We start from the raw sequence: 25,202 nt of genomic DNA on the forward strand, positions 1-25,202 counted from the left end.
TCGTTATGGGGCGGCGTCAGAGCCTGTTCAAATTCTTAAAACGCAGCCAGCATGGCGTCGAAGAGTTGATTGGCGGTGCTGATGACCTTCATGTTGGCCTGATAGGCCTGCTGGTAGGTCATCAGGTTCACCGCTTCCTCGTCCAGGCTCACGGCACTGATGCTGTCGCGCTGGGCCTGGGCCTGTTCGACCACGGTGGTGGCGGACTTGAGGTCGGCCTGGTTCTGCCGGCTGGCGCTGGCCACCTGGCCGAGCAGGCCGGCGTAGGCGTCGTTGAGAGTCACCTGGCTGCCGTTGACGGTGATGGTCTGGCTGCGCACGTCGAGCAGTTGCAGCAGCACCTTGTTGTTGCCGCTCTCCCCCGCCGTGTCGGAGAACGCCAGTTGCTCGGGCGTGAGGTCGTTCAGGCTGAGCAGCTGGCTGTTGCTGGTGGCGTTATAGGTGAACAGCGGCTGGCCGGCAGCGCCGGACAGGTCGTAGCCGCTGGCCAGGGTGTCATTGAGCATCTGCGCCAGTTGCCCGGCCATGTCGTGCAGGGCCTCCATCTTCGGGCGCAGCTCGCCGAACTCGACGTCCTGGATGCCGCCCAGGGAGCCGCCGATACCGTCCAGGTCGAGGGGGAAACTGGTGCCGGCGAAGGCCAGCTGCATGACCTGCTCGCCGTCGGCGTTCTTCGTCACGCTGAGTTGTGCCGGGCTGCTGCCGGCCACCAGGGGCTGGCCGCTGTCGAAGGCGACGGTCAGGGCGCCATCCGGGGTTTCGTTGACGCGCACACCGGCGTACTGGCTGAGGTCCTTCACCAGGCTTTCGCGGTGGTCGCGCAGGGCCGAGGTGTCGGCACCGGTGGACTGCGCCTCGACGATCTGGCGATTCAGCTCGGCGATATTGCGCGACAGGCCGTTCATCTCGCCGACCATGGCCTGGCGCTGCTCCTGCAGGGCCGACAGCTGGGCGTCGATGTTGCCGGACAGGCCATTGAAACGCTGGGCGAGGTTGCGCGCCTCGCTGAGCACCTGCTGGCGCAGGGCGATGGAGCCTGGGGTGGAGCTGGCTTCGCTGACGGCGGCGAAGAACTGGTCGAGGCCGACGCTGATGCTCGAGCCCTCGCCGCTCATCAGCCCTTCCAGGGCGCTGAGGTAGCCCTGGGAACTGTTGTAGTAGCTCTGCTCGGTGGTGGCGCGCCACAGCTGGCGATTCTGGAAGTCGTTGGAGAGCCGGCGGATGCTGGTCACCTCGACCCCGCCGCCGACGCCGAGGCCGCCCTGGCCACCGAGGGAGACCTGCACCGGGTTGAGCCGGCTGAAGCCAGGGGTGTTGACGTTGGCGATGTTCTGCCCGGTCGTCGACAGGCCGACCTGGGACGCGCGCAGGCCACTGTAGGCGATCTGGCTCAATATGCTCACGAAAGGTTCTCCTGGTGTTCGATCCTGATCGGCTGGGCGAAGGCCGCCGAGCGGGACTGGTGCGCGCTGGCCGACGGGATCTGCTGCTGGCTTTCATGCAAGGCGACCGGATCGGCCGCCGGCTTAAATGCGCCTTGCAGCGCAGCGGGTTGCGGCGCCGAACGCTCCAGGTTGCGCAGGATGTTGCGGGTGTAGTCACGGGTTTCCTGGTAGGGGATCTGGCGAATCCAGTCCTCGACGCCGATCTGCCCGCCGCGCGGGTCGCCATTGGCCTGCAGCCACTCGTCCACCTTGCCGGGGCCGGCGTTGTAGGCCGCCAGGGCCAGCACGCGGTTGCCGTCGTAGCGGTCGAGCATCTTGTTCAGGTAGGCGGTGCCCAGTTGCCGGTTGTAGGCCGGGTCCTGGGTCAGGCGCTCCTCGCTGTAGGCCAGGCCCAGTTCGGCGGCCATTTCCCGCGCTGTGTCGGGCATCAGCTGCATCAGGCCACGGGCGCCCTTGGGCGACACGGCTTGCGGGTTACCGCTGGATTCCTGGCTGATCAGGCTGTCCACCAGGGCGCGGAAGCCGGCACTGCCCTGTTCCCAGGCGCTGGAGAGCAGTTCGCCGCCGCGCTGCCAGGTGGCGCGCAAGGGCTCGAGGCTGGCGGCGCTGGCCCGTGGTAGAGGACCCTCGGCAATCGCCGCGACGGCCTCGCCGCCGTTGCCGGACAGCTGGCGCACCAGCATGTCGGTGATGCCGGTCTGGCGCTTGCCGGCCAGGGTCTCGGCCAGCAGTTCGTCGTGGAAGTCACGCATGGTGTCCAGCTCGCGGCTGCGCATGGGGCTGCCGGCGGACAGGACGTCGCCGGCCTTGCGCATCTGCTTGAGGATCTGCTGGAGGAACAGCGCCTCGAACTGTTCGGACACCGCCTCCAGCTGCTCCCGGCTGCCGGCCGGGGCTTCGGCGCTGCGCCGGGGGGAGACGAAGGAGGTGGGCAGGGAAACGATGCTCATGGGAAAACCGGGTCAGATGACGATGAGTTCGGCGTTCAGGGCGCCGGCCTGTTCCAGCGCCTGGAGGATGCTCATCACATCGTCCGGGGTGGCGCCCAGGCTGTTCACAGTGTTGATGATGCTTTCCAGGCTGGAACCCTCGGGCCACTTGAACATGGCGTTCTTGTCCTGGGTGACGGCGACGTCGGACTGCGGCGTGACGGCGGTCTGGCCGCCGGAGAAGGGACCGGGCTGGCTGACCTGGGGGTTCTCGCTGATGGTCACGGTCAGGGTGCCGTGGGACACCGCCGCGGCTTTCACCCGTACGCCCTGCCCCACCACCACCGTGCCGGTGCGGCTGTTGAACACCACCTTGGGCCGGGTGCGGCCCTCGGCCACCTCCACCGCCTCGAGCATGGCCATGAAGCTCATGCGCTGGGTCGGGGTGAGCGGCGCGCGCAGGGACACCTTGGTGGCGTTGAGCGCTGTGGCGGTGCCGGAGCCGAAGCGCGCGTTGACCGCGTCCACCACCCGGCTGACGGTCTGGAAGCTCGGCTGGCGCATGTTGAGGATCACCTCGGGACGCTCGGTGAAATCACTGGGGATCACCCGCTCCACCGAGGCGCCGTTGGCGATCAGGCCGGTGGTGGCGCTGTTGATGGCGACGCTTGAGCCGCTCTGGCCTTCGGCCTTGAGGCCGCCCACCACCAGGTTGCCCTGGGCCAGGGCATAGACCTCGCCGTCCACGCCCTGCAGCGGGGTCATCAGCAGCAGGCCGCCGCGCAGGCTCTTGGCATCGCCCAGGGACGACACCGTGACATCCACCGTCTGCCCCGGACCGTAGTTGGGCGGCACGTTGGCGGTGACGCTGACGGCGGCGACGTTCTTCAGCTTGGGGTCGACGTTGGGCGGCAGGTTGACGCCGAACTGCTTGAGCATGTTGGTCACCGACTGGCTGGTGAACTTCACCTGGTTCTTGTCGCCGGTGCCATCCAGGCCCACCACCAGGCCGTAGCCGATCAGCTGGTTGCCGCGCACGCCCTCGATGTCCACCAGGTCCATCAGCGGGGTCGCCGAGAGGCTCGGGTGCCAGCACAGGGCGAGGCCGGCCAGCGTCAGTTGCAGGATCTTGCGCACGAAGGACTCCAGGCTCACATCGGGAACAGCGGATGGGTGAAGAAGCGCGTCAGCCAGCCGGCGGAGTTGCTGTCATTGAGCACGCCGCGTCCGGCGTAGGAGATGCGGGCGTTGGCGACGTTCTGCGAGGACACCTGGTTGGCGCGGTTGATGTCGTCGATGCGCACCAGGCCCGTGAGGCGGATGAACTCGTCGCCCTGGTTCAGGCGCAGGGACTTCTCGCCCTTGACCAGCAGCACGCCGCCCGGCAGCACCTTGTGCACGGTGACCGCGATGGAGCCCTGCAGGGTGTTCTGCTGGGAACTCTCGGCCGAGCCGTCGAAGTCGCGCTGGGCGCTGGCCGAGGTGTTCAGCCGGTCGTATTCCTTGTTCAGGATGGTCGGCACCGGCACGTCGATGCTGGCGCTCTTGCCGAAGCTGGTGCCGGCGCTCTTGCTCGACTGGGTGGACTCGGCCAGCACCACGGTGACGATGTCGCCGACGCCGATGGCGCGCTTGTCGCGGATCAGCGAGCTGCTGTAGCCGGAACGGAACAGCCCGCCGCTGGTGGTAGCCGGCTGGCTGTAGTCGAGCTCCGGCGGCTGGTAGGCCGAGGAGTCCTCGTCCGGGAGCATTTCGTTGAAGCTCTGGCAGCCGGCGAGCAGCGCCAGGGCGACCAGGATCGACAAGCGCATCATCGCGATCAGACCGTCTGGTTAAGGAACTGCTGCATCCCCGACGCGGCGTCGAGGACCTTGGCGTTGGCCTCGTAGGCGCGCTGGATGGCGATCATGTTCACCATGGCCTCCACCACCTGCACGTTGGAGCCTTCCAGTACGCCCTGCTTGAGGGTGCCGAGACCTTCCTCACCCGGCGTGCCTTCCACCGGCTCGCCGCTGGCCACGGTCTCGCGGTAGAGGTTGCCGCCCAGGGCCTCGAGGCCGGCCGGGTTGGTGAAGTTGACCAGGGTGATCTGGCCCAGCTCGCTGGGCAGGGTGTCCCCCGGCAGCACGGCGGTGACGATGCCGTCGCTGCCCACGGTGAACTTGCTGGCGCCGTTGGGCACTTCGATGGCGGGCACCAGGGGCAGACCCTGGGCGTTCACCACCACGCCTTCGGCGTTGAGCTGCAGCTGGCCGTTCTCGGTGTAGAGGGTGTCGCCGTTGGGCGCTTCCACCTGGAAGAAGCCCCGGCCGATGATGCCGAGATCCATGGGCTGGCCGGTAGTCTGCATGCTGCCTTCGGTGAACACCTTCTGGGTGCCCACCACGCGCACGCCGCTGCCGAGCTGGATGCCGGACGGCACGGTGTTGACCTGGTCGGCCTGGGCGCCGGGCTGCAGCTCGACGGCGTAGAACAGGTCCTCGAACACCACGCGGTCGCTCTTGAAGCCGTTGGTGTTCACGTTGGCCAGGTTGTTGGCCACGGTGGACAGCGCGGTGTCCTGGGCGGCCAGGCCGGTCTTGCTGACCCAGAGTGCTGAGCTCATTCCTTCTATCTCCTAAAGAAAAGCTTTTTTAGCTTCCACGGATCATTCGGTTGCCGGCCGAGGACAGGTCCTCGGCGGCTTTCATCATCTTCACCTGGGTCTCGAACAGGCGGTTCAGGCTCATGCTCGACACCAGCTGGTCGATGGCCGAGACGTTGCTCGACTCCAGGTGGCCGCTGACCAGCAGCGGGCTGTCCATGGCCGGGGCCGGCTGGCCGTTGCGCGCCACCAGCAGGCCGGCGGCGTTCTTGGTCAGGGCGCTGGCGGGCTGGTCGACCACCTTGATGCGGTCCACCTCGGCCATCAGGAAGTCGCCACGGGGCATGATCGAGACGGTGCCGTCGGAACCGATGGCCACCGTGTCGTACTCGGGCAGGACGATCGGGCCGCCCTCCCCCAGCACCGGCCGGCCATTGATGGTCAGGCGGTTCTCGGCGTCGATCTGCATGTTGCCGTTGCGCGTATAGGCCTCGCCTTCGCCGGTCTGCACGGCGATCAGGCCGGTGCCCTTGATGGCGAAATCGAGGTCGCGGCCGGTGGCCATGAGGGTGCCGGACTCCAGGCTGACGCCGTTGTCCTGCACCCGCACCAGGTGCCGGCTGTCGTAGCCGTAACCCGGCACCGCGACTTCCGCGGCGCGTTCGAGGTCGGCGCGAAAGCCCGGCGTGTTGACGTTGGCCAGGTTGTTCGAGCGCACCTCCAGCGAGGTCATGGTGCGGCTGGCGGCGGCCATGGCGGTGTATCCCAGGCGGTCCATGTCGGTTTCCTTTAGATGGCGCTGAACAGGACCTGGGTGAGTTCCTTGTCCGTGGTCAGGACCTTGGTGTTGGCCTGGTAGTTGCGCTGGCCTTCCATCAGGCTCACCAGCTGCTGGGTGAGGTCGACGTTGGAGTTCTCCAGGCTGCCGGCGGACAGGGCGCCGAAGGCGCCGATGCCGGCCACGCCGATCAGCGGGGTGCCGGACTCGGAGGTCTCGCTCCAGGCGGTGCCGCTTTCATTGGCCAGGCCGCCGGCATTGGCGAAGTTGGCCAGTACCACCTGGCCCTGCAGCAGGCGCTGGCCGTTGCTGTAGTTGACGAAGACGCGGCCGTCCTTCTCCACCACCATGCCGGTCTGCTCGCCGGGGGCGTAGCCGCTCGGGCGGTTGGTGGTGACGACGAAATCGGAGCCGTGCTGGCTGGTGCCGCTGTAGTCCAGGGCGATGTTCAGCGGGTCGACGCCCGGCAACGCGGCGGAGAGGCTCACCGGGGCGGCCGGCGCGGTGAGCGTGCCGCTGGTGGAGAAGTTCAGCGCCTGGACCGCGCCGGCGGAGTTGCCATCGACGTAGTAGTGGGCGTTCCACTGGTTGTCGGCGGTCTTGACGAAGTACTGGGTCAGGGTGTGCTCGCGGCCCTGGGAGTCGTACACGCGGGTGGTGTAGGTGGAGTTGTAGGTGCTGAGGTTCTGCGGGTCGAAGGGCACGACGGTGGGTACGGTGGAGTCGGCGTCGAGGTTGGCGACGAAGTCCAGGGTGTCGGTGGCCTTGGCCGGCAGGTTGCCGTTGCGCAGCTGCAGGTCGCTCATGGTGCCCACCAGCAGGTTGCCGGCGGCGTCGGTCGGGTAACCCTGCAGGCGCGCGCCGCTGCCGTTGACCAGGTAGTTGTCCTTGTCGGAACCGAAGACCCCGGCGCGGGTGTAGAGCGCGTCGCCGTTGCTGGCCTTGGTGACGAAGAAGCCGCCGCCGGAGATGGCCAGGTCGAGGTTGCGCCCGGTGGCCACCAGGGAACCGCCCTGGCTGATGCTCTGGGTGGTGCCGGTGACTTCCACGCCCATGGCCTGGCTGTCGGCGTAGACGCTGCCGAACTCGGTGCGCGAGGACTTGAAGCCGACGGTGCCGGAGTTGGCGATGTTGTGGCTGACGGTGTTGAGTTGTTCGTTGACCGCGTTCAGACCGGTCAGGGCGATGTTGAAGCTCATGGACCTTGGACCTCGGGAAATTGGAAATTCAATGCCGCACAGGAGCGAGCTCTGCTCGCGAACCCGCTATCACGCGGGGCCGAACTCGACGATGTTGTAGAAGGGCACGGAGCCCACGCCCTCCACCTCCAGCACGGGGCCATCGGCGCTGACGCGGACCTTGCCGACCAGGCCGGCGACCTCCACCTGCGGGGTCTCGCCACTCTCGGTGGTGACCGCCACCTGGTACGCGCCGGGACGCAGGCCAAGGGCCTTGGGATCGATGCGGAAATCGACGCTGCCGGCCACCTGCGGACCGAGCTGGATCTCGGTCTTCTGGCCGTTGGCATCGGTGAGTTGCAGCACCGTCTTGGCGGAGGCGAACTCCAGCTGGATCTGGCCGTCGATGGGCTGCTCGTCGAGCTGCAGGCGGTCGACGCGGACCTTCACTTCCTGGCCCACCAGGCCGGCGGCGGTAAGGGTCTGCAGGTTGTCCATGAGCACCAGGTTGTTCTGCGAGAGCTGGGTCATGTTCTCCATGCTCTTGACCTGGGACATGGCCGAGTACTGGTTGAGGAACTCGGTGCTGTCCACCGGATTGGTGGGGTCCTGGTACTTGATCTGCGCCACCATCAGGCTGATGAAGCTGTTCTCCAGCTGGGTGGCTTCGCTGAGGTTGACCGCCGCGCGCGGCAGGTCGCTGTCGCTGCCGGTGGTGCCGCCATTGTTGCTGGTGCCGTTGACCGTGGACATCAGGCTTCTCCCAGGCGCAGCAGGCCTTGCTGCATGCTCTTGACCCGGTTCAGCACCTCGACGTTGGTCTCGAAGCTGCGGGTGGCGGACATCATGTCGGTCATCTCCTCGATCTGGTTCACGTCCGGGTAGTAGACGTAGCCGTCACGGTCGGCCACCGGATTGCCCGGCTCATAGCGGCGCACCGGGTCGCGGCCGGAGGTGACCACGTCGAGCACCTGCACATGGGCGCCGCCCATGCCGGCGCCACGGGTCAGCTCGCCGTTCTCGTAGACGGCGGCGAACATCGGCTTGCGCGCCTGGTAGGTGTCGGCGGCGCTGGCCGAGGCGGAGTCGGCGTTGGCCAGGTTGCTGGCCACGGTGTTCAGGCGCACGGTCTGCGCGTTCATCGCGGAGCCGGCGATGCGGTAGATGGCGTCGAAAGACATGGTCAACGGCCCTCGATGGCCTGCTTCAGGCCACGGAATTTCATGTTGAGGAAGGTCAGGCTGGTCTGGAAGTCCATGGCGTTGCGGGAGAACTGCGCCTGCTCGACCGACAGCTCCACGGTGTTGCCATCCTGGGCGGGCTGGGTCGGCACGCGGTACTTCAGGCCCGGCCCACTGGTGCTGGCGAACAGCTGGTGGCTGTCGCTGTCCAGCCGTTGCATCTCGGCGGCGAAGTCGATATCGCGGGCCTGGAAGCCGGGGGTGTCTTCGTTGGCGAGGTTCGCCGACAGTATTTCGCTGCGCTCCATGCGCAGCGCCAGCGCGCGGCTGTGGACGCCCAAGGCTTCATCAATCCGTATACTCATCCGCTTCTTGCCCTTGCCTGTTGGTAAGCCCGCGTCCCATCGCACAAAACGTGCCGAACCTATAAATGAACGCCAACCACCTGATTTCGCTGGATTTTCTTGATGACCACGGCCCGCAATGCGGAAATGCCGAGGCGCCTCGGACGTCGCTTGGGCGTCGATGCGGAAGCCTTGCTTCCGCCCTTCTGCTCCTCGGCTGCGCCGGCCTTGCCCAGGCCGGCGACGACGCCCGTCAACAGGTGGAGCGCGCGGTGGGCGCGTATCAGCAGGCGAGCCTGGAACGCGAGGCGAAACGCCAGGGCTGGACCGGCATGGGCCACCGCCTCGACAACGACCTGCTGGGCAGCACCGCCAACCTGCAGCCCTGCCCCATGACGCCCTCGGTGCGCGCCACGTCGGGCGGTGACCCGCTGGCCCGCCAACGCCTGGAAGTCGGTTGTCCACAGGGCGCGCCGGGTTGGCCGGTGACCGTACTGAGTACCCCGCGCCTGTTGCTGCCCATGCTGGTGACGACGACGGTGGTGGCGCGCGGACAGACCCTCGCCGCCACGCAGCTGAAGCTGGAACCCTTTGAGCTCGGCAAGGCGCGCCAGGGGTTCTTCCAGGACCCGGCCGCGGTGGCCGGCATGACCGCCAAGCGGCGCATTCGCGCCAACCAGCTCGTCACCCCGGCGCTGCTCTCCAGCGCCCTGATGGTCAAGCGCGGGCAGAAGGTGAAGATCCAGGCGAGCCACGAAGGCATAGTCGCCGCCACCGCCGGCGAGGCCCTGGCCGATGGCCGCGAAGGCGAGGTGATCCGGGTGAAGAACCTCAGCAGCCAGAAGAGCATCGACGCCAAGGTGATCGGCGACGCCCTGGTGAGCAGCACCTTCGACTGATCGCCCCGACTGGCCCGGGGCGGTTTTTGCCACGGGCCATTTAACCTTTGCCGACCCTCCAGTCGCCTTACCCGGGAAGCGGGCAATCACCGCCGGCTTCTATCAAGCACTGTTCGAGGGATCACCCAATGGCTCTGTCGATTCACACCAACTATTCGGCCCTGGTCACCCAGACCAACCTGAACAAGACCAACAGCCTGCTGAGCACCAACCAGCAGCGCCTGGGCACCGGCCTGCGCATCAACTCCGCCGCCGACGACGCCGCCGGCCTGCAGATCGCCACCCGCCTCAACGCCCAGTCCCGTGGCATGGACGTGGCCATGCGCAACACCGGCGACGCCATCTCCATGCTGCAGACCGCCGAAGGCGCCTTCAGCGAAATGACCGACATCCTCCAGCGCATGAAGGACCTCTCCACCCAGGGCGCCAACGGCACCAACAGCGCCGCCGACCTGACCGCCCTGCAAGGCGAGTTCGACGAGCTGGGCAAAGAGCTGGCGAACATCATGGACAACACCAGCTACGCTGGCGCCAAGCTGTTCAGCAAGGACAACTCCGCCGGCAAGTTCGCCGCCGCGGTGAACTTCCAGATCGGCTCCACCGCCGCCGAAACCCTGACCCTGGACCTGACCGCCGCCGGTTCCGACGCCGTCCAGACCCTGACCGATGCCCTGGACGCCGTCTCGACCAACTACACCACCCCGGGCGGCGCGGTGGGCACCGAACTGACCGCGGCCGGTGGCGCCAACGGCTCCATCACCAAGCTCAACACCGCCCTGGACGCCGTCGGCGCCCTGCGCGCCGAGCTGGGCGCCAACATCAACCGCCTGAACCACACCGCGAACAACCTGGCCAACATGAAGGACAACACCGACATGGCCAAGGGCCGCATCATGGACGCCGACTTCGCCAAGGAAAGCGCCAGCATGAGCAAGAACTCCATGCTCATGCAGTCCGGCATCTCCATGCTCAAGCAGGCCGGCCAGATGCCGGGCATGGTCATGTCCCTGTTGGGTTGATCCCGCACTGCAAGAAAAAAGCCCCGACTGGTTCGGGGCTTTTTTGTGGGGCTTCGGTCGGTTGCTCAGCCATGTGGACCACGCTTCATCGGTCCACCAAGTGAAGTTAGGCCGAGCGCCGATGGTGGATGTGAAAAGCGCCATCCACCCGCGCTGCTGCCCATGCAGCAACGTAGGATGGGTCGGGCGGCATTCCGCATGGGTATCGCTTCGCTCAACCCATCCTACAAGCGGAGAACTGATGCCCATGCCCGTCTGAAACGAAGTGACGAAGATGACGCCGCGCAAAGCGCCCCTTCAGGAGGCCGAGTGGAATCCTTGCAGAGGGGGACGAGCGGCATGGATGCCGCGAGAGCCGCGCAGGGCCATGGATGGCCCTTCGCGGCGGGCCCCCGGCGCAAGGATGGAGCGAGGGAACCTCGGCGAAGCCGGGGCCGGATGCAGGGGCAAGCCCTCTTGGTTACTTCTGGGTGGTTCGGCACCCCGACGACTGCCAGAAGTGACTCGCCCGGGAGGGCGAAACAAAAGCCCCAAGCCCACGCGAAAATGAACAGGGCACCAGCCCCAAGCCCCAGCCTCCCGGATTCCATCCGGGCTACCGACTCAACAATGCCCCTCTAGTGCACTCCCCAAAAGAATTACTTAACCGAGCACCACAAAGGGTCGCCTTGAAGAGTCAGCAGGCAACCACCGCCAGCTTCAATCAAGCACTGTTCGAGGGATCACCCAATGGCTCTGTCGATTCACACCAACTACTCGGCCCTGGTCACCCAGACCAACCTGAACAAGACCAACGGCCAGCTGAGCACCAACCAGCAGCGCCTGGGCACCGGCCTGCGCATCAACTCCGCCGCCGACGACGCCGCCGGCCTGCAGATCGCCACCCGCCTCAACGCCCAGTCCCGTGGCATGGACGTAGCCACCCGCAACACCGGCGACGCCATCTCCATGCTGCAGACCGCCGAGGGCGCGTTCAGCGAAGTGACCGACATCCTCCAGCGCATGAAAGACCTGGCCACCCAGAGCGCGAACGACACCAACGCCACCGCCGACCGCACCGCCATCAAGTCCGAGTGGGACGAGCTGGGCAAAGAGCTGGGCAACATCATGACCAACACCAGCTACGCGGGTGCCAAGCTGTTCGGCGCGGGCAACAAGTTCGCCGCTGCGGTCAGCTTCCAGATCGGTTCCACCGCCGCCGAGACCCTGAGCCTCGACGTGAGCACCGCCATGGGCAACCTGGTGACCGAGCTCGGCACCACCGTTCCGGGCCTGGCCCTGGCCACCGCCGCCAACGGCCAGGCGGCCATCACCGCGGTGAACACCGCCCTGGACAACGTGGGCGCCGTACGCGCCACCTTCGGCGCCAACATCAACCGCCTGAACCACACCGCGAACAACCTGGCCAACATGAAGGACAACACCGACATGGCCAAGGGCCGCATCATGGACGCCGACTTCGCCAAGGAAAGCGCCAGCATGAGCAAGAACTCCATGCTCATGCAGTCCGGCATCTCCATGCTCAAGCAAGCCGGCCAGATGCCGGGCATGGTCATGTCCCTGCTGGGTTGATCCCGCGGTACAGACCACGCGCAATAGAAAAAAGCCCCGACTGGTTCGGGGCTTTTTTGTGGGTGGGCGTGGTGAATTCGTTTGCCGTACCTGCGCCTGGCTTCCTCCCTTCCGCCCCTCTCCCAGAGGAAGAGGGGTGACGCGGTCCTGATGCCTATACCGATCTGAAACGAGGCAGAGAAGCAACGTAGGATGGGTTGAGCTTGCGATACCCATCAGCCCTTTCCGCATGGGTATCGCTTCGCTCAACCCATCCTACGATCTGCCCATGCCGTCCTGATAGGAAGCAGAGGAGATGACGCCGCGCGAATCGCCCCTTCAGCAGGCCGAGCGGAATCGTTGCGCAAGGGACGAGCGGCATGGATGCCGCGAGAGCCGCGCAGGGCCATGGATGGCCCTTCGCGGCGGCCCCCGGAGCAAGGATGAAGCGAGGGAACCCCGGCACAGCCGGGGCCGGATGCAGGGGCAAGTTTTTTGGTTCCTTTTCACGGGGGCGGCCATCCGGCGAATGGAAAAGGGACTCGCCCGGGAGGGCGAAACAAAATCCCGCAGCCCACGCGAAAATGAACAGGGCACCAACCCCAAGCCCCCGGATTTCATCCGGGCTCTACGAACTTCCACAAAAGAATTCCCCACGCATGGCTTAACCGACCACCGAAGAAGGTCGCCTTGAAGACTTAGCAGGCAATCACAGCCCGCTCCCATCAAGCCCATCCGCTCGAGGAATCCTTCACATGGCGCTGTCGATTCACACCAACTACTCGGCCCTGGTCACCCAGACCAACCTGAACAAGACCAACGGCCAGCTGAGCACCAACCAGCAGCGCCTGGGCACCGGCCTGCGCATCAACTCCGCCGCCGACGACGCCGCCGGCCTGCAGATCGCCACCCGCCTCAACGCCCAGTCCCGTGGCATGGACGTGGCCATGCGCAACACCGGCGACGCCATCTCCATGCTGCAGACCGCCGAAGGCGCCTTCAGCGAGATGACCGACATCCTCCAGCGCATGAAAGACCTCTCCACCCAGGGCGCCAACGGCACCAACGCCGCCGCCGACCTGACCGCCCTGCAGGGCGAGTACGACGAGCTGGGCAAGGAACTGTCCAACATCATCAAGAACACCAGCTATGCCGGCGCCAAGCTGTTCAGTGACGGCACCGTGGTCACCGGCGCCAACGGCAAGCTGTCCGCCGCGGTGAACTTCCAGATCGGTTCCACCGCCGCTGAGACCCTGGCGATGAACGTCTCCGCCAAGCTCACCACCCTGGCCACCGCCCTGGGCAACGCCTCGGATACCTACACCACACCGGGCACCCCGGGCGTGGAAATCACCGGTGGCGCCAACGCCAACATCACCGTGGTGAACACCGCCCTGGACGCCGTCGCCGCCCTGCGCGCCGACTTCGGTGCCAACATCAACCGCCTGAACCACACCGCGAACAACCTGGCCAACATGAAGGACAACACCGACATGGCCAAGGGCCGCATCATGGACGCCGACTTCGCCAAGGAAAGCGCCAACATGAGCAAGAACTCGATGCTCATGCAGTCCGGCATCTCCATGCTCAAGCAAGCCGGCCAGATGCCCGGCATGGTCATGTCCCTGCTGGGCTGACCCGGCGAGACCACCAGGCTGTAAAAACGAAAGCCCCGACCTTGTCGGGGCTTTTGCTTATTGGTGCGTATTCACAGAATAAATTATTGGTCGAATTTTCCTACGAACTGCTAATCCACGCCCCGTTCAAGTTCCTGACCGTTCAGGCGATAAATACTTAGCTTGCAAAGGGTTTCCCGCAAAATCGCCATTTTCAGCGTCAGCGCCTAACACTCAAGTTCCAAATAAGCAATCGACTTACGTTGAAAACAGAACTTGCAGCAGCATTTTTCTGACGTCAAAATGCTGGCCCTTTGAAAGCAAACTCGCCCAATCGGGAATTTCTACCACCAGCAGTGAGCGTAGTTGTAGGGCGACATGACCAGCATGCAGAACATCCAGCCGCTCGGTGAAACCGGGCCCGCCATCTCCCACCTGGAAATCGGAACGGGCCACACCGACTGTCATGCACGCTTCTATCCGGCGCTTTATCGTCTGGACCTGATCCGTGACGAGGGTGAAGAAAAGATCGACCTCGGATTCTCCGGCAGCCGCCTGCTGGAACGTCTGCTGCAGGCCCCCGGCCAGGTGGTGCCACGGGAAGAACTGCTGGCCCACGCCTGGTCCGACCGCATCGTCGGTCCCGGCAGCCTGAACCAGCAGATCTACACCCTGCGCCAGGTGCTGGGGGACGAAAAGAAGCGCGAGATCATCCAGACCTTGCCGCGACGCGGCTACCTGTTCAACCCCAAGTTCCTCACCGGCCAGGCCGCCGAACCGCAGCCGATGGAAGCGCCGGTCACAGCCAACGCCATCCCGCCCTTCGCCGCGCCCATGGAGCATTTCTCCCGGCCGCTGGCCCCCTGGCGCTTCTCCCTGCTGACCCTAGGCGTCGGCAGCATGCTGGCGCTGATACTAGTCCTGGCGCTGACCTGGTTCTACAAACTGATGTTCCAGACCCCGGTGTTCAGCACCGAGGTGCAGGCCGGCAAGGCACAGATCATCTACGCCGACTCCCGTGAGGACGCCCTGCAGGAGCTGGTGATGGACACCCGCTCGCTGTCCCAGCAAGTGGCGGAACTGGCCACCCGGCCGGCCAAGCTGGTGCTCAACCTCACCGCGGGCTTCTATGAAATCCTCTGCATGCAGCCCGATGGCGGGGTCAACTGGCTGATGGTGCACCGCAGCCAGCTCGCCGCCGTCCCCAACGAGCACCTGAAGAGCTGCCTGAATTGATCCGCCCCTGCTGCCGCACGCTGCTGAAGAAGGGGGTGCTGGGGCTGTCGGCCCTGGGACTGATGGCGGGGCTGGTAGCGTTCAACTTCCAGTCCACCACCGAACTGGAGGGCCGCTACGGCTCCTCCGGCCAGGTGATCCTGAGCAGCGGCAGCACCCTGCAGGTCTCCCACACCATCCTGTTCAAGGATGGTCGCTTCTACGCCATGACCCGCCAGGGCAGCACCATCCTGGAAACGTCCGGCGCCATCGACTCGGGCTTCCTCGGGCACTTCCGCCTGCAGGTGGAGGAAGGCGACGTCAGCGGGCTCTGGCCCGGCGAGGGCATGGACAACGACCTGGTGTTCAACCTGCTCTACAGCCGCAAGCGCGGTTCGGTGATCAACCTCGAACGCCTCGGCGCCTGCCTCTACACAGTGGAAACCCGCCAGGTCTACTGCCCCACCCCGCAATCCGGCTGAACGCCCGCTCCTACTGTTTTTCCGGCCCCTGGAAGCGGGCGCCGGAGGCCGACACCTGCGCCTGTGCATAACCCTCGCCGAACAGCTCGCGGTAGAGGCTTTCGGCGCGCTCGGTGAGCAGCAGGATCTCTATCCTGCGGTTGGCGCCGTCTTCCGGCTGCTCCGGCTTGATCGGCATGACATCCGCCTGGGCCGCCACCTGCAGCACGTTGCCAGCCGGCAAGCCACCTGCCACCAGCACATTGCGCGCGCGCAGCGCACGGTCGCCGGAGAGGTTCCAGTTGTCGTAGCCGGATTCGCCACGATAAGGCGTGGCGTCGGTATGCCCGCTGATGATCAGCTTGTTCTCCACCTTGCCCAGCACACCGGCCAGCGCCACCAGCAGGCCGCGAAAGTGCGGGTCGAGGCTGGCATTGCCGCGCTGGAACATGAAGCGCTGCTGGTCATCACGAATCAGGATGCGCAGGCCCTGGGGCACCACCTCGACTTCGATGTTGGTCAGGGCGTCGACGCTGCCGGAGACATCGCGGATCAGCCGCGCCAGTTGCTGCAACTCTTCGCTCGATTGCAGGCGCCGGGCCAGTGCGTCATCCCCTGCCTCGCCGCTCTCGGCCTTGGCCAGGTCCTGCGCCGGCTTCGCCTCTGCGTCGACGGGAACGGCCTTTGCCGGGGCCTCGCGGCGCACCGGCGCGGGGAATCCATCCAGCTCCACGGGGGTGCGGCTGGCGCCGTCGAACACCCCGGCACCGCCGTCCACCAGCGGGTTGCTGTCCATGTCGCCGCCCACCTGGGTGTGATCCTGGGCCTGCGGATGGACGATCCAGAGCACCATGAACAGCGCCATCATCGCCAGGGTGAAGTCGGCGAAGGCGACCTTCCAGGCGCCGCCGTGTTCATCGCCATGGCCCTTCTTGCTGCGGCGCTTGACGATGATTTCATGGTCCTTGTCGGCGCGCTTCCTCATGCCGCGTCGCGCTCCTCTTCATAGCGCGTCACCCAGTTCTCCAACTGCTTGAAGGCGGGCTTCACGTCCTGCTCGATCAGCTTGCGGCCGGCGTCCACCGCCAGCAGCGTGGGCTTGCCGGCAACGTGGGCGACCAGGGTGGTACGCACGCATTCCAGGGCCGAGAGCTCGGTCTTCACGCGCTGGGACATGGCGTTGCTGAGCGGGTCCATCAGGCAGTAGCAGAAGAAGATGCCGAGGAAGGTACCCACCAGGGCGGCGGCCACGTGGGTGCCGATATCCGCCACCGAACCGCCGATGTTGCCCATGGTGATGATGATGCCCATGATCGCCGCCAGGATGCCGAAGCCCGGCATGGCCTCGCCCACCTTGTGCAAGGATTTGGAGGGTTGCAGCAGAGCGTGCTCCATGGCTTCCAGCTCCTGCTCGAGGAAGCCTTCCAGCTCGTGGGCGCTGATCTTGCCCATGGCCATCAGGCGGAAGTTGTCGGCGATGAAGGCCATCAGGTTGGGCTCCTGGAGGATCAGCGGGTACTTGGCGAACAGCTCGCTCTGCTCCGGCTCCTCGATGTGCGCATCGAGCACCTTCAGGCCACCCACGTCGACCATCTCCAGCAGCTCGTAGAGCATCATCAGGAGCTGGCGCTGGAACTCCTCGTCGCGGCGCTTGTGGACGAACACGCCCTTGATCTGCGAGCACATCTCCAGCAGCACTTCGCGGGGGTTGGCGACGATCAGGCTGCCGAGGCCGGCGCCGAGGATGATCAGCACTTCCGCCGGCTGCCAGAGCACGCGCATGTCGCCGTTGGCCATGGCGTAGCCCCCGAGGACGCAGGCGATGATGATGAGTGAACCCAGTACTTTCTGCATGGCGGCTTCTACGTTCTCGCGGTGAGGAAACGACAGGCCTTGGCGATGGCCTGCTTCATCAGTTGGCAGATGCGGGCGTCGGTCAGCTCCAGCACCAGCGCGATCTCCTTCAAGTTGAGTTCGTGCTGGTAGTAGAGCGTGAGGATCAGCCGCTCGCGTTCGTTCAGATGGTTCAGGGCCTGCTCCAGCAGACGCTGTTGCAGCACCCGTTCCTCGACCGCCGAGCCGGCGTCGTGGAACTGTTCCTGGCCGGACTGGAGCAAGGCGTCGAGACTCTCGATGGCCTCGCTGGATTCGGCCTGGAGGAAGTCCTGGTAGTCCCGGGCACTGATCCCGGTGTGGGCGAGGATGTCCTCCTCGCCGGGTTCGCGGCCGAGCTTGCGCGCCAGGCCGCGGATGCTGTCGCGCAGCTTGTGGGCCTGCTGGCGCACCTGGCGCGGGCGCCAGTCCTGGCGACGCAATTCGTCGAGGATGGCGCCACGGATGCGCAAGGCGGCGAAGCGGCCGAACTGCTCGTCGGGTTCACCGTAGCGGCGCAAGCCTTCAAGCAGGCCCATCAGGCCGATCTGTTCCATGTCCTCGCGGTCCAGCACCTGGTTGGCCTGCAGCGAGAGCTGGCCGACTATGCGCCTGACCAGGGGCAGGTACTGCATCATCCAGCGCTGCTCCGCCGCCGGCGACAGCACCACCAGTGCATCCTGGGCGGCGGAGTAGTCGAAGTCGGCGTGACAGTTGGCATTCATGGCGCGGGCCCCGGTCCTACTGCACGATCATCTTGCTGACCAGCACATGCTGGAAGGGCGTCGCCACCTTGCGGCTGGCGAAGTCGGCAAGCAGCACCTCTTCCAGTTTCCGCTGCAGCTGCGGAATCTGCAGCGCGCGCAGTTCGTCGAAGCGCATGGCCGAGAGATTGGCCACCACCGAGCTGCGCACCATGGGGTCGACCTGCTCCAGCTTCTTCGGATCGGTGCCGAACTCGGCCTGCAGCACCAGGTCGAGCACGAAGTAGTGCTCGCGGCCTTCGCCCGGCAGGCTGACGATGACCTTCTCCACCGGCACGAAGACGTACTCGACGGGCTCTTCTTCCTCCTCCTCGGCAGCCGCCTGCTCCTGGCCCTCGGCCGCCGGCTGGGCCGCACCGAGGGTGGCGGACTGGATCATCTTGTAATTGACGAACACGCCGCCGAGGACGACGGCGATGTTGAGGACGAACATCAGCAAAACCAAACGCGTGGTGGACATGCGGAATTCTCGGTTGGACCTGGCTCTTGGGGGTTCGGATCGGGTTAGACGGTGACCAGCACATCCTGGCCGGAGACTCTCGCGCCGGGGCTTGCGTCGGACTCATCGGACGTTTCGCGGGCAGCCAGGGGCGCCTCGAAGTCGAACGTCCGCCCATGGGCGTGCCGCTGCCCCTGGCCCTGCTGGCCATCGGCGGAAACCTGCACGCTGACCTGGAGGAAGTTCTGCCCCACCAGTTCCTGGCGCAGGCGATCGCTGGTGCCCTGCAAGGCACGGGCGACATCGGCCTGGCTGGCGGAAATCTGTACGTTGAGCTGGCCGGATTCGTGGCGCAGGAGGATCTCCAGGCTGCCCAGCTCCGGCGGGTCGAGACGGATGGTGGCGTTCTGCACGCGCTGGCTCAGCTGCAACTCGACGCTGTCACGCAGGGCGCCGAGCATCTGCTCGCCCCAGCGGGCCTCGTTGCCGTGCAGGCTGAGGCCACGCTCGAAGGTAGGCGCTCGTCCGCTTGCACTCGGCGCGGTGCCCTGTACCGGGCTGCGCGGCGCCTCGCCCTGGGTAGCGGACACCAAGGCCAGGGCCGGGCGTTCGCCGACTGCCGCGAGCTCATCGGACGGCGCCTGGGGCACCAGTGCCGGCGGGAGGTCCGGGGTATCCAGGGCCGCGCGGGCACTGTGCGCGGCTGCCTGGGGCTGGACTTGGGCGTCAGCGGCGAGATCGTCCAGCTGACGGGTCGGGACGGGCGCGGCGGCTATGGATTGCTGCGCGGCTAGGAACTGCTGCGCGGCTACGGACTGCTGCGCGCGAACGGCATCGACAGCGTTCGGCTTGTCTTGCGCCTGCACCTGGAGGTTCTGCTGGCCGAGCATGCTCAGCAGCCAGAGTTCCGGAGTCAGCGCCGCCGGGTCCTGCTGCTCGGCGGGCACCTGCGGCGCGGCGGCGGGCTCGCTCGGCGCTTCGGCCAGCGGCTCGACCAGGGCGGCCTCCTCCGGCACATCGGCAACGACCTGCACGCTGTTCAGCAGCTCATCGCTGAAGCTCGGCGGAAGCGCCGAACCAATCTCCGGCTGCCAGGGCGCGGCGGGCAGCGGGGCCTGCGCCGGGGCCGCCATGGCCTGGGGCTGGGGCGCCGCATCGAAGGTCTGGATCACGGCCTATTGCCCTCCAAGGTAAGCCTCCACCTGCATATAGGCCGAACGTCCCTCGGCGTACTCCAGGTGGTTCAACATCAGGCGGCGCAGCCGCTCGCATTCGTCGGCGCAGGCCTGCATGGCGCGATCGTGCAGCGCCTTCAGCCAGCGCCGCGCCTCCGTCACGTCCGTCGCCAGGTCGTTGCGCCCAGCCTGGGCCTGCAAGTACTGGCGGATGGCGAGGTCGGCGCGGCTCACCGCGTCCCAGTCCTGGGAGCGCAGGGCCAGGTCCAGCTGGGCGTGCAGTTCGCGCACCCGGCGGATTTCAACGGCGGGTTGCACTCACGCCCTCCCACCCCTCGCGCAACGTGCCGAGCAGGTGCACCACTTCGTCCAGGCCTTCCAGGGACAGGGTCACGCTGACATCGGAGAGGCGATAGATGCAGTAGTCGTAGAGGCGCGCGATGCCCTGCACCACCTCGCCGCCGCCCTCGTAGTCGAGGGCGCCGTTGAGGCCATTGAGGATGTTCAGGCACTTCTCCAGGGACTGGCCCTTCTGCTGGAAGCGCTTGTGTTCGATATGGCCACGGGCGCGGGCCAGCTCGTCGAGCAGGCCGTCGAACAGCACCAGCACCAGCTCGTAGGGCGAGGCGGCGGCGGCCTTGGCCTCCAGGTCGATGGAGCGGTAGCTGTTGTAGCTGTCCGTCATGTCGTAGCCGCTCATTGGAACATCCCGCTGGTCTGGGACATGGAATCCATAATCTGCATCATGCTGGTGTACTGCTTCAGGTAGCGGTTGTAGTAGTTGTCGTACTGCTTCTCGATGGCATCGAACTGCTGGTCGACGCGCTTGAGGTTCAGGTTCAGCGACTCCTTGCGGTTCTTCATCAGCCCGTTGACGCTGCTGGTGTAGACCGAGAGGCTCTTGTCCACCGAGTCGAGCAGGCTGTCCTTGTCGCGGAACAGTTGTTCCAGGCCCTGGGGATCGGCGGCCACGGCTTTCTCGAAGCGAGCGGCGTCGATGCTCAGCTTGCCGTTGCGGTCGGCGCTGATGCCGAAGTTGATCAGGGTCGCGCCGCCGAACTCCTTGCGCACCAGCTGGTTGAGCATGCTCTCGATGGCGCGCACGCCGGAGTCGCCGGCCAGGACGCCACGGGTGCTGCCATCCTCGCCACCGCTGGCGGTCAAGGTGTCGAAGGTGCCCATCAGGGTGTTGAAGGCATCGACGAACTTTTTCACCTGGTCCGAGGTACCGGCCTGGTCCTGGCCGATGTCCACCTGCAGGGGCTGATCGCCGGACTTGTGGGTCTGGTTGAAGGTGAGGCTGACGCCGTCGATCAGGCTGTCGAAGGTGTTGCTGGCGTTGGTCAGCAGCATGCCGGTCTCGCCGCCCAGGCGAACCCGCGCATCCTTGGCCGCCGACAGTTCGGTGCGGTTGGCCACGGCATTCTCGAACACGCTGCTCGCGCTGTCGGTCCCGGACAGGGACAGGCTGATGGCGTTGGCCGCCCCGCTCTTCTCCGCGCCCAGCACCAGGGACACCTGGCCATTGCTGCGCAGCAGGCTGGCCTTGACCCCGGTGTTGTCGGTGGCGGCGTTGATGGCCGCGGCCAGTTCGTCCAGGGAGTTCTTGCCGTCGCCGTCGGTGTCGATGCTGGCGAGGTTGATCTTGAACGACTTGCCATCCTGGCCGATGGTCAGCTCGCCCTGGGTATCGATGTCGTCAGTGGTCAGGCCCTGCAGCGCCACCTGGTGAGAGCTGGCCAGCTGCTCGACGAAGAACTGGTAGCTGCCCGACACGGCCTTGGGCCCCACGGTGGCGGTGGCCACGCCTTCCTTGCTGAAGGTGGCCTTGTTCACCAGCATGCTGGTGGAGGAACTCTTCAGCCCCTTGATCGCCGAGGAGAAGCTCTTGAGCGCGGTATCCAGCGTGGTCACCGCGGTCAGTTGGGACTTGTAGGCGGTCTGGTTGCGGTTGGCCTTGGTCAGCGCGGACTGCACTTCATAGTTGGCCAGCTGCGATGCCATCTGCTTTACGTAATCGGAATCTATAGCCATGTCGTGATACCCCTTGAGCCTTGAAGAGCAAGTTCGATGCCAATGGCCGATAGCCAGTATTCATGCGGCTTTCAGCCCGGATAGGGAGAAGCTGGACTTCCTCCTGGACGCAACCGGGCGACAAGGGGAAAGGCCGTTTCCGCACCCCGTCGGTGGGAGTGGTACCTGGCAAAGGCGACCTGGCGGAGGGATTCGTTAAGGGAGTGTCGTGGCGATGAGGGTGAATTCGTTCGGGCACACAGATGGGTGCTTTCCTGTAGGAGCGAATTCATTCGCGAAAGCGGACCGCAGGTCTGCCCTGCGGACTCCCAGCGAAGACTGGCTGCCCTCACCCCAACCCTCTCCCGACGGGAGAGGGGGCAGTACGTGCGGGCACGCAGATGAGTGCTTTTCCTGTAGGAGCGAATTCATTCGCGAAAGCAGCCCGTGGGGCTGCTCCGCTCAATACCCCTGCTGGGTATAGAGCTGGGGACCGGCGCCGGTGCCGAGGAGCTGGGCGAGGATGTCGTGGTGCATCGCCAGCAGCTTGCCGTTGCGTTCGTTCAGGCGCTTGCACTGGCTGGCGAGTTGGCCGAGCCGTTGCCAGGCCTGCTGCAGTTGCTCGCCGCGACGCCCGGGGAAGTGGGTCAGCAGCGCAGCCATACCGGCCAGCCCGGGCTCGAAGCCGAAGGCGGCGAGGACCTTGGTGCGGCGCTCGGCGCGCGCGGCGATGTCGTCCACCAGCCGGAGGATGTCGCGGTTGTGCTGGTCGATCTCGAGGTTGTCACGTTCCAGCAGGTGTCCGTAGAGGGCCTGCATCAAGCCGCGCAATGCCAGGTAGTCGACGCCATCCTGCTGGATCTCGCATTCCACCAGGTGCAGCAGCTTGTCGCGACGGGTCACGACTCGCTGCCGGTGTGGTAGCCGAGGATGCTCGCGGCCAGGGAACGGGCGTCGGTCTCGATACCACCGCTGCGCAGGGCCTGGCGGATTTCCTCGATGCGGGCGAGATCGACGTCGGGCATCTCGCGCAGGGTCTGCTGCATCTGGTCGAGCTGCAGCTTCTCCGGCGGGCGGCTGGTGGCGGCCTCGCGGGCAGCCTTCGGCGGCTCCTGGCGAAGCGTGTCGGCGGCTTCGGCCTGGGCGGCCGCGACGGATTTCAAATGCCTGCTGATTTCCATGATTGCGTCCAGATCATCGGGTTACTGCCATACAGGCGACCGCATCAAAGCGGGACTTAAGTGCGGCGGAAAGAAATTTTCCTCTATTCACTCTCCACGCATCAGACCTCATTCGTGAGAACGCCACCAGGCCTGGCTGGCGAGCCCATCCTGGATTTGCTGCTCCTGCCGGGCAAGCAGTTGTTGCCACTCCTGCAGGCGCCCGTCGATGACCTGGGCCAGCAGCTTCTCGCTGCGCATGGCCGCCAGCAGTTCGTCCTGGATGCGCGCCAGCGTCTGCTCGGCCACCGAGAGTTCCACCTTCTGCAGTTGCAGCATCTTGTGCAGGGTGAGCTTGTACTGCTGCTGGTTGCTGCGCTGCAGTGGGGTGCTGACCGGCGAGCTGAAGCCGCACAGCTTGCCGAGGCCGGCGATGTTGTTGCGGTAGCGCTGGCACAGGTTGCGCTGGTAGTTGACCCGCCCGAGTATCTCGCGGACCTTCACCCCACGCAGGCCGGCCAGGCGCGAGAGCACCTCGATCTGCTCCTTCATGCCCCGGCCAACCCTCTGAGCGCGGTGATGCAGGCGTCCAGTTCGGCGCCCTCCCCCACGTCCTGGCGCAGGAAGCGCTCGATGGCCGGCGCCAGTTGCACCGCGCGGTCGGTCTTCATGTCCATGCCCGGGGTATAGCCCCCCAACGGGATGAGTTCCTTGATCTTGTCGTAGGTGCCGCTGAACTCCTTCAGCTGGCGCGCCGCCGCCAGATGGCGCGGCTGGGACACCTGGCTCATGCAGCGGCTGACCGAGGCGGCGATGTCGATGGCCGGGTAATGGCCGACATCGGCCAGGCGCCTTGAGAGCACGATGTGGCCGTCGAGGATGGCGCGGGCACAGTCGACTATCGGGTCCTGCTGGTCGTCGCCTTCGGCCAGTACCGTGTAGATGGCGCTGAGGCTGCCCTTGTCGTTTTCCCCGTTGCCGGCGCTTTCCACCAGCTCCGGCAGCAGGCCGAACACCGAAGGCGGATAACCCTTGGTGGCAGGCGGTTCGCCCAGGGCCAGGGCGATCTCGCGCTGGGCCATGGCATAGCGGGTCAGGGAGTCCACCAGCAGCAGTACGTCGTTGCCCTGGTCGCGGAAATAGGCGGCGATGGCATGGCAGAGTTCGGTGGCCTTCAAGCGCATCAGCGGTGACTCGTTGGCCGGAGCCACCACCACCACCGCCTTTTTCAGGCCTTCCGGGCCGAGGGCGTGGAGGAGGAATTCCTGCACTTCGCGGCCACGCTCGCCGATCAGCCCCACCACCACCACGTCGGCCTTGGTCTGCCGGGTGATCATGCCCAGCAGCACGCTCTTGCCCACGCCACTGCCGGCGAACAGGCCGACCCGCTGGCCCTTGCCCAAGGTCAGCATGGCGTTGATGGCGCGCACGCCGACGTCCAGCGGCTCGCTCACCGGTCGCCGGCGCAGCGGGTTGACCGAGGGTAGCTCGGCCGGCAACGGGTCGCGCCCAGCCAGCTTGCCGAGGCCATCGAGGGGCTCGCCGAGGCCGTTGACCACGCGCCCGAGCCAGCTCGAATCGATCTGCAGCAGGGCCTGGTCGCGGGCTGGGAAGACCCGCGAGCCGGAGGTCAGCCCCACCGGTTTCTTGAAGGGCATGAGGTAGGTGATATCGCGATTGAAGCCCACCACCTGGGCCTCCAGCATGCTGCCGTCGGCCAGTTCCACCAGGCAGCGCTGGCCGGTCATGCGGCGGCAGCCGAGGCTCTCCAGGAGCATCCCGGAAACCCGCACCAGGCGGCCGCTGACCTTGGCCAGCTGGACGCCGTCGAGTGAGCGCAGGGCCTCGTCCAGGTTGAAGGATTCCCGCGCGCTCATTTCAGTCCTCGCCCTGCAGGTGGCCCGCCAGGGCATCCATGCACGAGTCCAGGCGCTGCTGGCAGCCGATATCGGCCTCGGCCTGGGCGGTCACCACCCGGCACTCGCCCAGGGCCAGGCGCTCGTCCGGCACCAGGCGCCAGGCTTCGGCGCGCTCCGGCGCGAGGTCGCGGATTCGCGCGCACTCCTCGGGGTTGAGCAGGATCTGCACCTCGCCCGGGTCCCCGGGCATGGCCGCCAGGGCTTCCTCGGCCAGGCTGAGCAGCTGGGTGGGATGCAGGGTCAGTTCGCAGCGGATCACCTGCTTGGACACTTTCTTCACCATCTCCAGCAGTTCCTGGCGACGCGACTGCTCGAACGCCTGGAGGAAACGCTGGTACTCGTCTGCCACCACCCGCAGGGGCCGACCGGCTTCCTCGAACTGTTGCTGGCCGAGCTGGCGGCCCTCTTCCCGGCCCATGCGCAGGCCTTCCTGGCGGCCGCGTTCCAGCCCTTCGCGCTGGCCGGCTTCGCGCCCCTCGGCGAGGCCTTCCTGGAAGCCACGCTCGATGCCTTCCTGGAAACCGTCGGCCACCGCGCGCTGGCGCGCCGCCGGGTCGCTTTCCCATTCGGTGCCCTCACCCGGCAGCACGCGCGAACGCGGCGGGAAGCGATAGGCCCGCCAGGCCACTCCCGCTGACTTGATCACCCTGACCGTCATCG

29 protein-coding genes are annotated in these 25,202 nt (G+C 66.1%); 6 read left to right on the plus strand and 23 right to left on the minus strand.

Annotation, left to right across the window (positions count from 1 at the left end; translation table 11 throughout):
- Positions 1–35 precede the first annotated feature (35 nt).
- The 10 genes from flgK to flgB all read right to left on the minus strand — a co-directional run bounded on the left by flgK (position 36) and on the right by flgB (position 8,460).
- Positions 36–1,403: a flagellar hook-associated protein FlgK gene (flgK, locus tag PCA10_RS20770; protein WP_016494048.1), complete on the minus strand. Its 1,368-nt coding sequence runs from the start codon at positions 1,401–1,403 to the stop codon at positions 36–38.
- Positions 1,400–2,395 carry a lytic transglycosylase domain-containing protein gene (locus PCA10_RS20775; RefSeq protein ID WP_016494049.1) on the minus strand — a complete coding sequence of 332 codons (996 nt, stop codon included), beginning with the start codon at positions 2,393–2,395 and terminating at the stop codon, positions 1,400–1,402. The genes flgK and PCA10_RS20775 overlap by 4 nt, the downstream gene beginning before the upstream one ends.
- A gap of 12 nt (positions 2,396–2,407) precedes the next feature.
- Positions 2,408–3,502 (minus strand): flagellar basal body P-ring protein FlgI, encoded by a 1,095-nt coding sequence (locus tag PCA10_RS20780; RefSeq protein WP_041770891.1) that lies wholly within the window; start codon positions 3,500–3,502, stop codon positions 2,408–2,410.
- 23 nt (positions 3,503–3,525) lie between these two features.
- Positions 3,526–4,188: a flagellar basal body L-ring protein FlgH gene (flgH, locus tag PCA10_RS20785; RefSeq protein WP_016494051.1), complete on the minus strand. Its 663-nt coding sequence runs from the start codon at positions 4,186–4,188 to the stop codon at positions 3,526–3,528.
- A 5-nt stretch (positions 4,189–4,193) separates the two neighbouring features.
- Positions 4,194–4,979: a flagellar basal-body rod protein FlgG gene (flgG, locus tag PCA10_RS20790; protein WP_016494052.1), complete on the minus strand. Its 786-nt coding sequence runs from the start codon at positions 4,977–4,979 to the stop codon at positions 4,194–4,196.
- A 28-nt stretch (positions 4,980–5,007) separates the two neighbouring features.
- On the minus strand, positions 5,008–5,736 hold the full coding sequence (locus PCA10_RS20795; RefSeq protein ID WP_016494053.1) for a flagellar basal body rod protein FlgF: 729 nt from the start codon (positions 5,734–5,736) through the stop codon (positions 5,008–5,010).
- Between the two features lie 11 nt (positions 5,737–5,747).
- Positions 5,748–6,935, minus strand: a complete 1,188-nt coding sequence (gene flgE / locus PCA10_RS20800; RefSeq protein ID WP_016494054.1) for a flagellar hook protein FlgE — start codon at positions 6,933–6,935, stop codon at positions 5,748–5,750.
- 69 nt (positions 6,936–7,004) lie between these two features.
- Positions 7,005–7,667 carry a flagellar hook capping FlgD N-terminal domain-containing protein gene (locus tag PCA10_RS20805; RefSeq protein ID WP_016494055.1) on the minus strand — a complete coding sequence of 221 codons (663 nt, stop codon included), beginning with the start codon at positions 7,665–7,667 and terminating at the stop codon, positions 7,005–7,007.
- The gene (gene flgC / locus PCA10_RS20810) at positions 7,667–8,095 is read right to left on the minus strand and encodes a flagellar basal body rod protein FlgC (protein ID WP_016494056.1); all 429 of its coding nucleotides are present in this window, start codon (positions 8,093–8,095) and stop codon (positions 7,667–7,669) included. Before flgC ends, PCA10_RS20805 begins: the two co-directional genes overlap by 1 nt.
- Positions 8,096–8,097: 2 nt before the next feature.
- The gene (flgB, locus tag PCA10_RS20815) at positions 8,098–8,460 is read right to left on the minus strand and encodes a flagellar basal body rod protein FlgB (RefSeq protein WP_041770383.1); all 363 of its coding nucleotides are present in this window, start codon (positions 8,458–8,460) and stop codon (positions 8,098–8,100) included.
- A gap of 251 nt (positions 8,461–8,711) precedes the next feature.
- On the opposite strand from flgB, the gene flgA reads away from it, so the two are divergent.
- The 6 genes from flgA to PCA10_RS20845 all read left to right on the plus strand — a co-directional run bounded on the left by flgA (position 8,712) and on the right by PCA10_RS20845 (position 15,221).
- Positions 8,712–9,338 (plus strand): flagellar basal body P-ring formation chaperone FlgA, encoded by a 627-nt coding sequence (flgA, locus tag PCA10_RS20820; RefSeq protein WP_016494059.1) that lies wholly within the window; start codon positions 8,712–8,714, stop codon positions 9,336–9,338.
- A 128-nt stretch (positions 9,339–9,466) separates the two neighbouring features.
- The gene (lafA, locus tag PCA10_RS20825) at positions 9,467–10,357 is read left to right on the plus strand and encodes a lateral flagellin LafA (RefSeq protein ID WP_016494060.1); all 891 of its coding nucleotides are present in this window, start codon (positions 9,467–9,469) and stop codon (positions 10,355–10,357) included.
- A 729-nt stretch (positions 10,358–11,086) separates the two neighbouring features.
- A complete protein-coding gene (gene lafA / locus PCA10_RS20830) occupies positions 11,087–11,929 on the plus strand; it encodes a lateral flagellin LafA (protein ID WP_016494061.1) in 843 nt (280 codons plus the stop codon).
- Between the two features lie 734 nt (positions 11,930–12,663).
- Positions 12,664–13,545, plus strand: coding sequence for a lateral flagellin LafA (lafA, locus tag PCA10_RS20835; RefSeq protein ID WP_016494062.1), 882 nt, complete (start codon positions 12,664–12,666; stop codon positions 13,543–13,545).
- A 357-nt stretch (positions 13,546–13,902) separates the two neighbouring features.
- Positions 13,903–14,760 (plus strand): winged helix-turn-helix domain-containing protein, encoded by an 858-nt coding sequence (locus PCA10_RS20840; protein WP_016494063.1) that lies wholly within the window; start codon positions 13,903–13,905, stop codon positions 14,758–14,760.
- Entirely contained in the window at positions 14,757–15,221 is a 465-nt protein-coding gene (locus PCA10_RS20845) for a hypothetical protein (protein ID WP_016494064.1), read from the plus strand. The genes PCA10_RS20840 and PCA10_RS20845 overlap by 4 nt, the downstream gene beginning before the upstream one ends.
- 10 nt (positions 15,222–15,231) lie before the next feature.
- Here the strand turns inward: PCA10_RS20845 and PCA10_RS20850 are convergent, their stop codons facing one another.
- The 13 genes from PCA10_RS20850 to fliH form a co-directional block, all read right to left on the minus strand.
- Positions 15,232–16,185, minus strand: a complete 954-nt coding sequence (locus tag PCA10_RS20850; protein ID WP_016494065.1) for an OmpA family protein — start codon at positions 16,183–16,185, stop codon at positions 15,232–15,234.
- Positions 16,182–17,054, minus strand: a complete 873-nt coding sequence (gene motA, locus PCA10_RS20855) for a flagellar motor stator protein MotA (RefSeq protein ID WP_016494066.1) — start codon at positions 17,052–17,054, stop codon at positions 16,182–16,184. Before motA ends, PCA10_RS20850 begins: the two co-directional genes overlap by 4 nt.
- An 8-nt stretch (positions 17,055–17,062) precedes the next feature.
- Positions 17,063–17,797: a FliA/WhiG family RNA polymerase sigma factor gene (locus PCA10_RS20860; RefSeq protein WP_016494067.1), complete on the minus strand. Its 735-nt coding sequence runs from the start codon at positions 17,795–17,797 to the stop codon at positions 17,063–17,065.
- A 16-nt stretch (positions 17,798–17,813) separates the two neighbouring features.
- Complete coding sequence (locus PCA10_RS20865) at positions 17,814–18,296, minus strand: flagellar basal body-associated FliL family protein (RefSeq protein WP_016494068.1); 483 nt, start codon at positions 18,294–18,296, stop codon at positions 17,814–17,816.
- Positions 18,297–18,340: 44 nt separating this feature from the next.
- Entirely contained in the window at positions 18,341–19,447 is a 1,107-nt protein-coding gene (locus tag PCA10_RS20870; protein ID WP_016494069.1) for a flagellar hook-length control protein FliK, read from the minus strand.
- A 3-nt stretch (positions 19,448–19,450) separates the two neighbouring features.
- On the minus strand, positions 19,451–19,768 hold the full coding sequence (locus tag PCA10_RS20875) for a hypothetical protein (RefSeq protein ID WP_016494070.1): 318 nt from the start codon (positions 19,766–19,768) through the stop codon (positions 19,451–19,453).
- Positions 19,752–20,150 carry a flagellar export chaperone FliS gene (fliS, locus tag PCA10_RS20880; protein WP_016494071.1) on the minus strand — a complete coding sequence of 133 codons (399 nt, stop codon included), beginning with the start codon at positions 20,148–20,150 and terminating at the stop codon, positions 19,752–19,754. Before fliS ends, PCA10_RS20875 begins: the two co-directional genes overlap by 17 nt.
- On the minus strand, positions 20,147–21,484 hold the full coding sequence (gene fliD / locus PCA10_RS20885; protein WP_016494072.1) for a flagellar filament capping protein FliD: 1,338 nt from the start codon (positions 21,482–21,484) through the stop codon (positions 20,147–20,149). The genes fliS and fliD overlap by 4 nt, the downstream gene beginning before the upstream one ends.
- Before the next feature lie 441 nt (positions 21,485–21,925).
- On the minus strand, positions 21,926–22,366 hold the full coding sequence (locus PCA10_RS20890) for a flagella synthesis protein FlgN (protein WP_016494073.1): 441 nt from the start codon (positions 22,364–22,366) through the stop codon (positions 21,926–21,928).
- Positions 22,363–22,644: a flagellar biosynthesis anti-sigma factor FlgM gene (gene flgM / locus PCA10_RS20895; RefSeq protein ID WP_016494074.1), complete on the minus strand. Its 282-nt coding sequence runs from the start codon at positions 22,642–22,644 to the stop codon at positions 22,363–22,365. The genes PCA10_RS20890 and flgM overlap by 4 nt, the downstream gene beginning before the upstream one ends.
- Before the next feature lie 108 nt (positions 22,645–22,752).
- Positions 22,753–23,175, minus strand: coding sequence for a flagellar export protein FliJ (locus PCA10_RS20900; RefSeq protein WP_016494075.1), 423 nt, complete (start codon positions 23,173–23,175; stop codon positions 22,753–22,755).
- Complete coding sequence (gene fliI, locus PCA10_RS20905) at positions 23,172–24,500, minus strand: flagellar protein export ATPase FliI (RefSeq protein ID WP_016494076.1); 1,329 nt, start codon at positions 24,498–24,500, stop codon at positions 23,172–23,174. The genes PCA10_RS20900 and fliI overlap by 4 nt, the downstream gene beginning before the upstream one ends.
- A gap of 1 nt (position 24,501) precedes the next feature.
- Positions 24,502–25,200: a flagellar assembly protein FliH gene (gene fliH / locus PCA10_RS20910; protein ID WP_016494077.1), complete on the minus strand. Its 699-nt coding sequence runs from the start codon at positions 25,198–25,200 to the stop codon at positions 24,502–24,504.
- Between the last annotated feature and the right edge of the window lie 2 nt (positions 25,201–25,202).

Origin of the sequence: Pseudomonas resinovorans NBRC 106553, assembly GCF_000412695.1 — a bacterium.
Taxonomy (GTDB): domain Bacteria; phylum Pseudomonadota; class Gammaproteobacteria; order Pseudomonadales; family Pseudomonadaceae; genus Metapseudomonas; species Metapseudomonas resinovorans_A.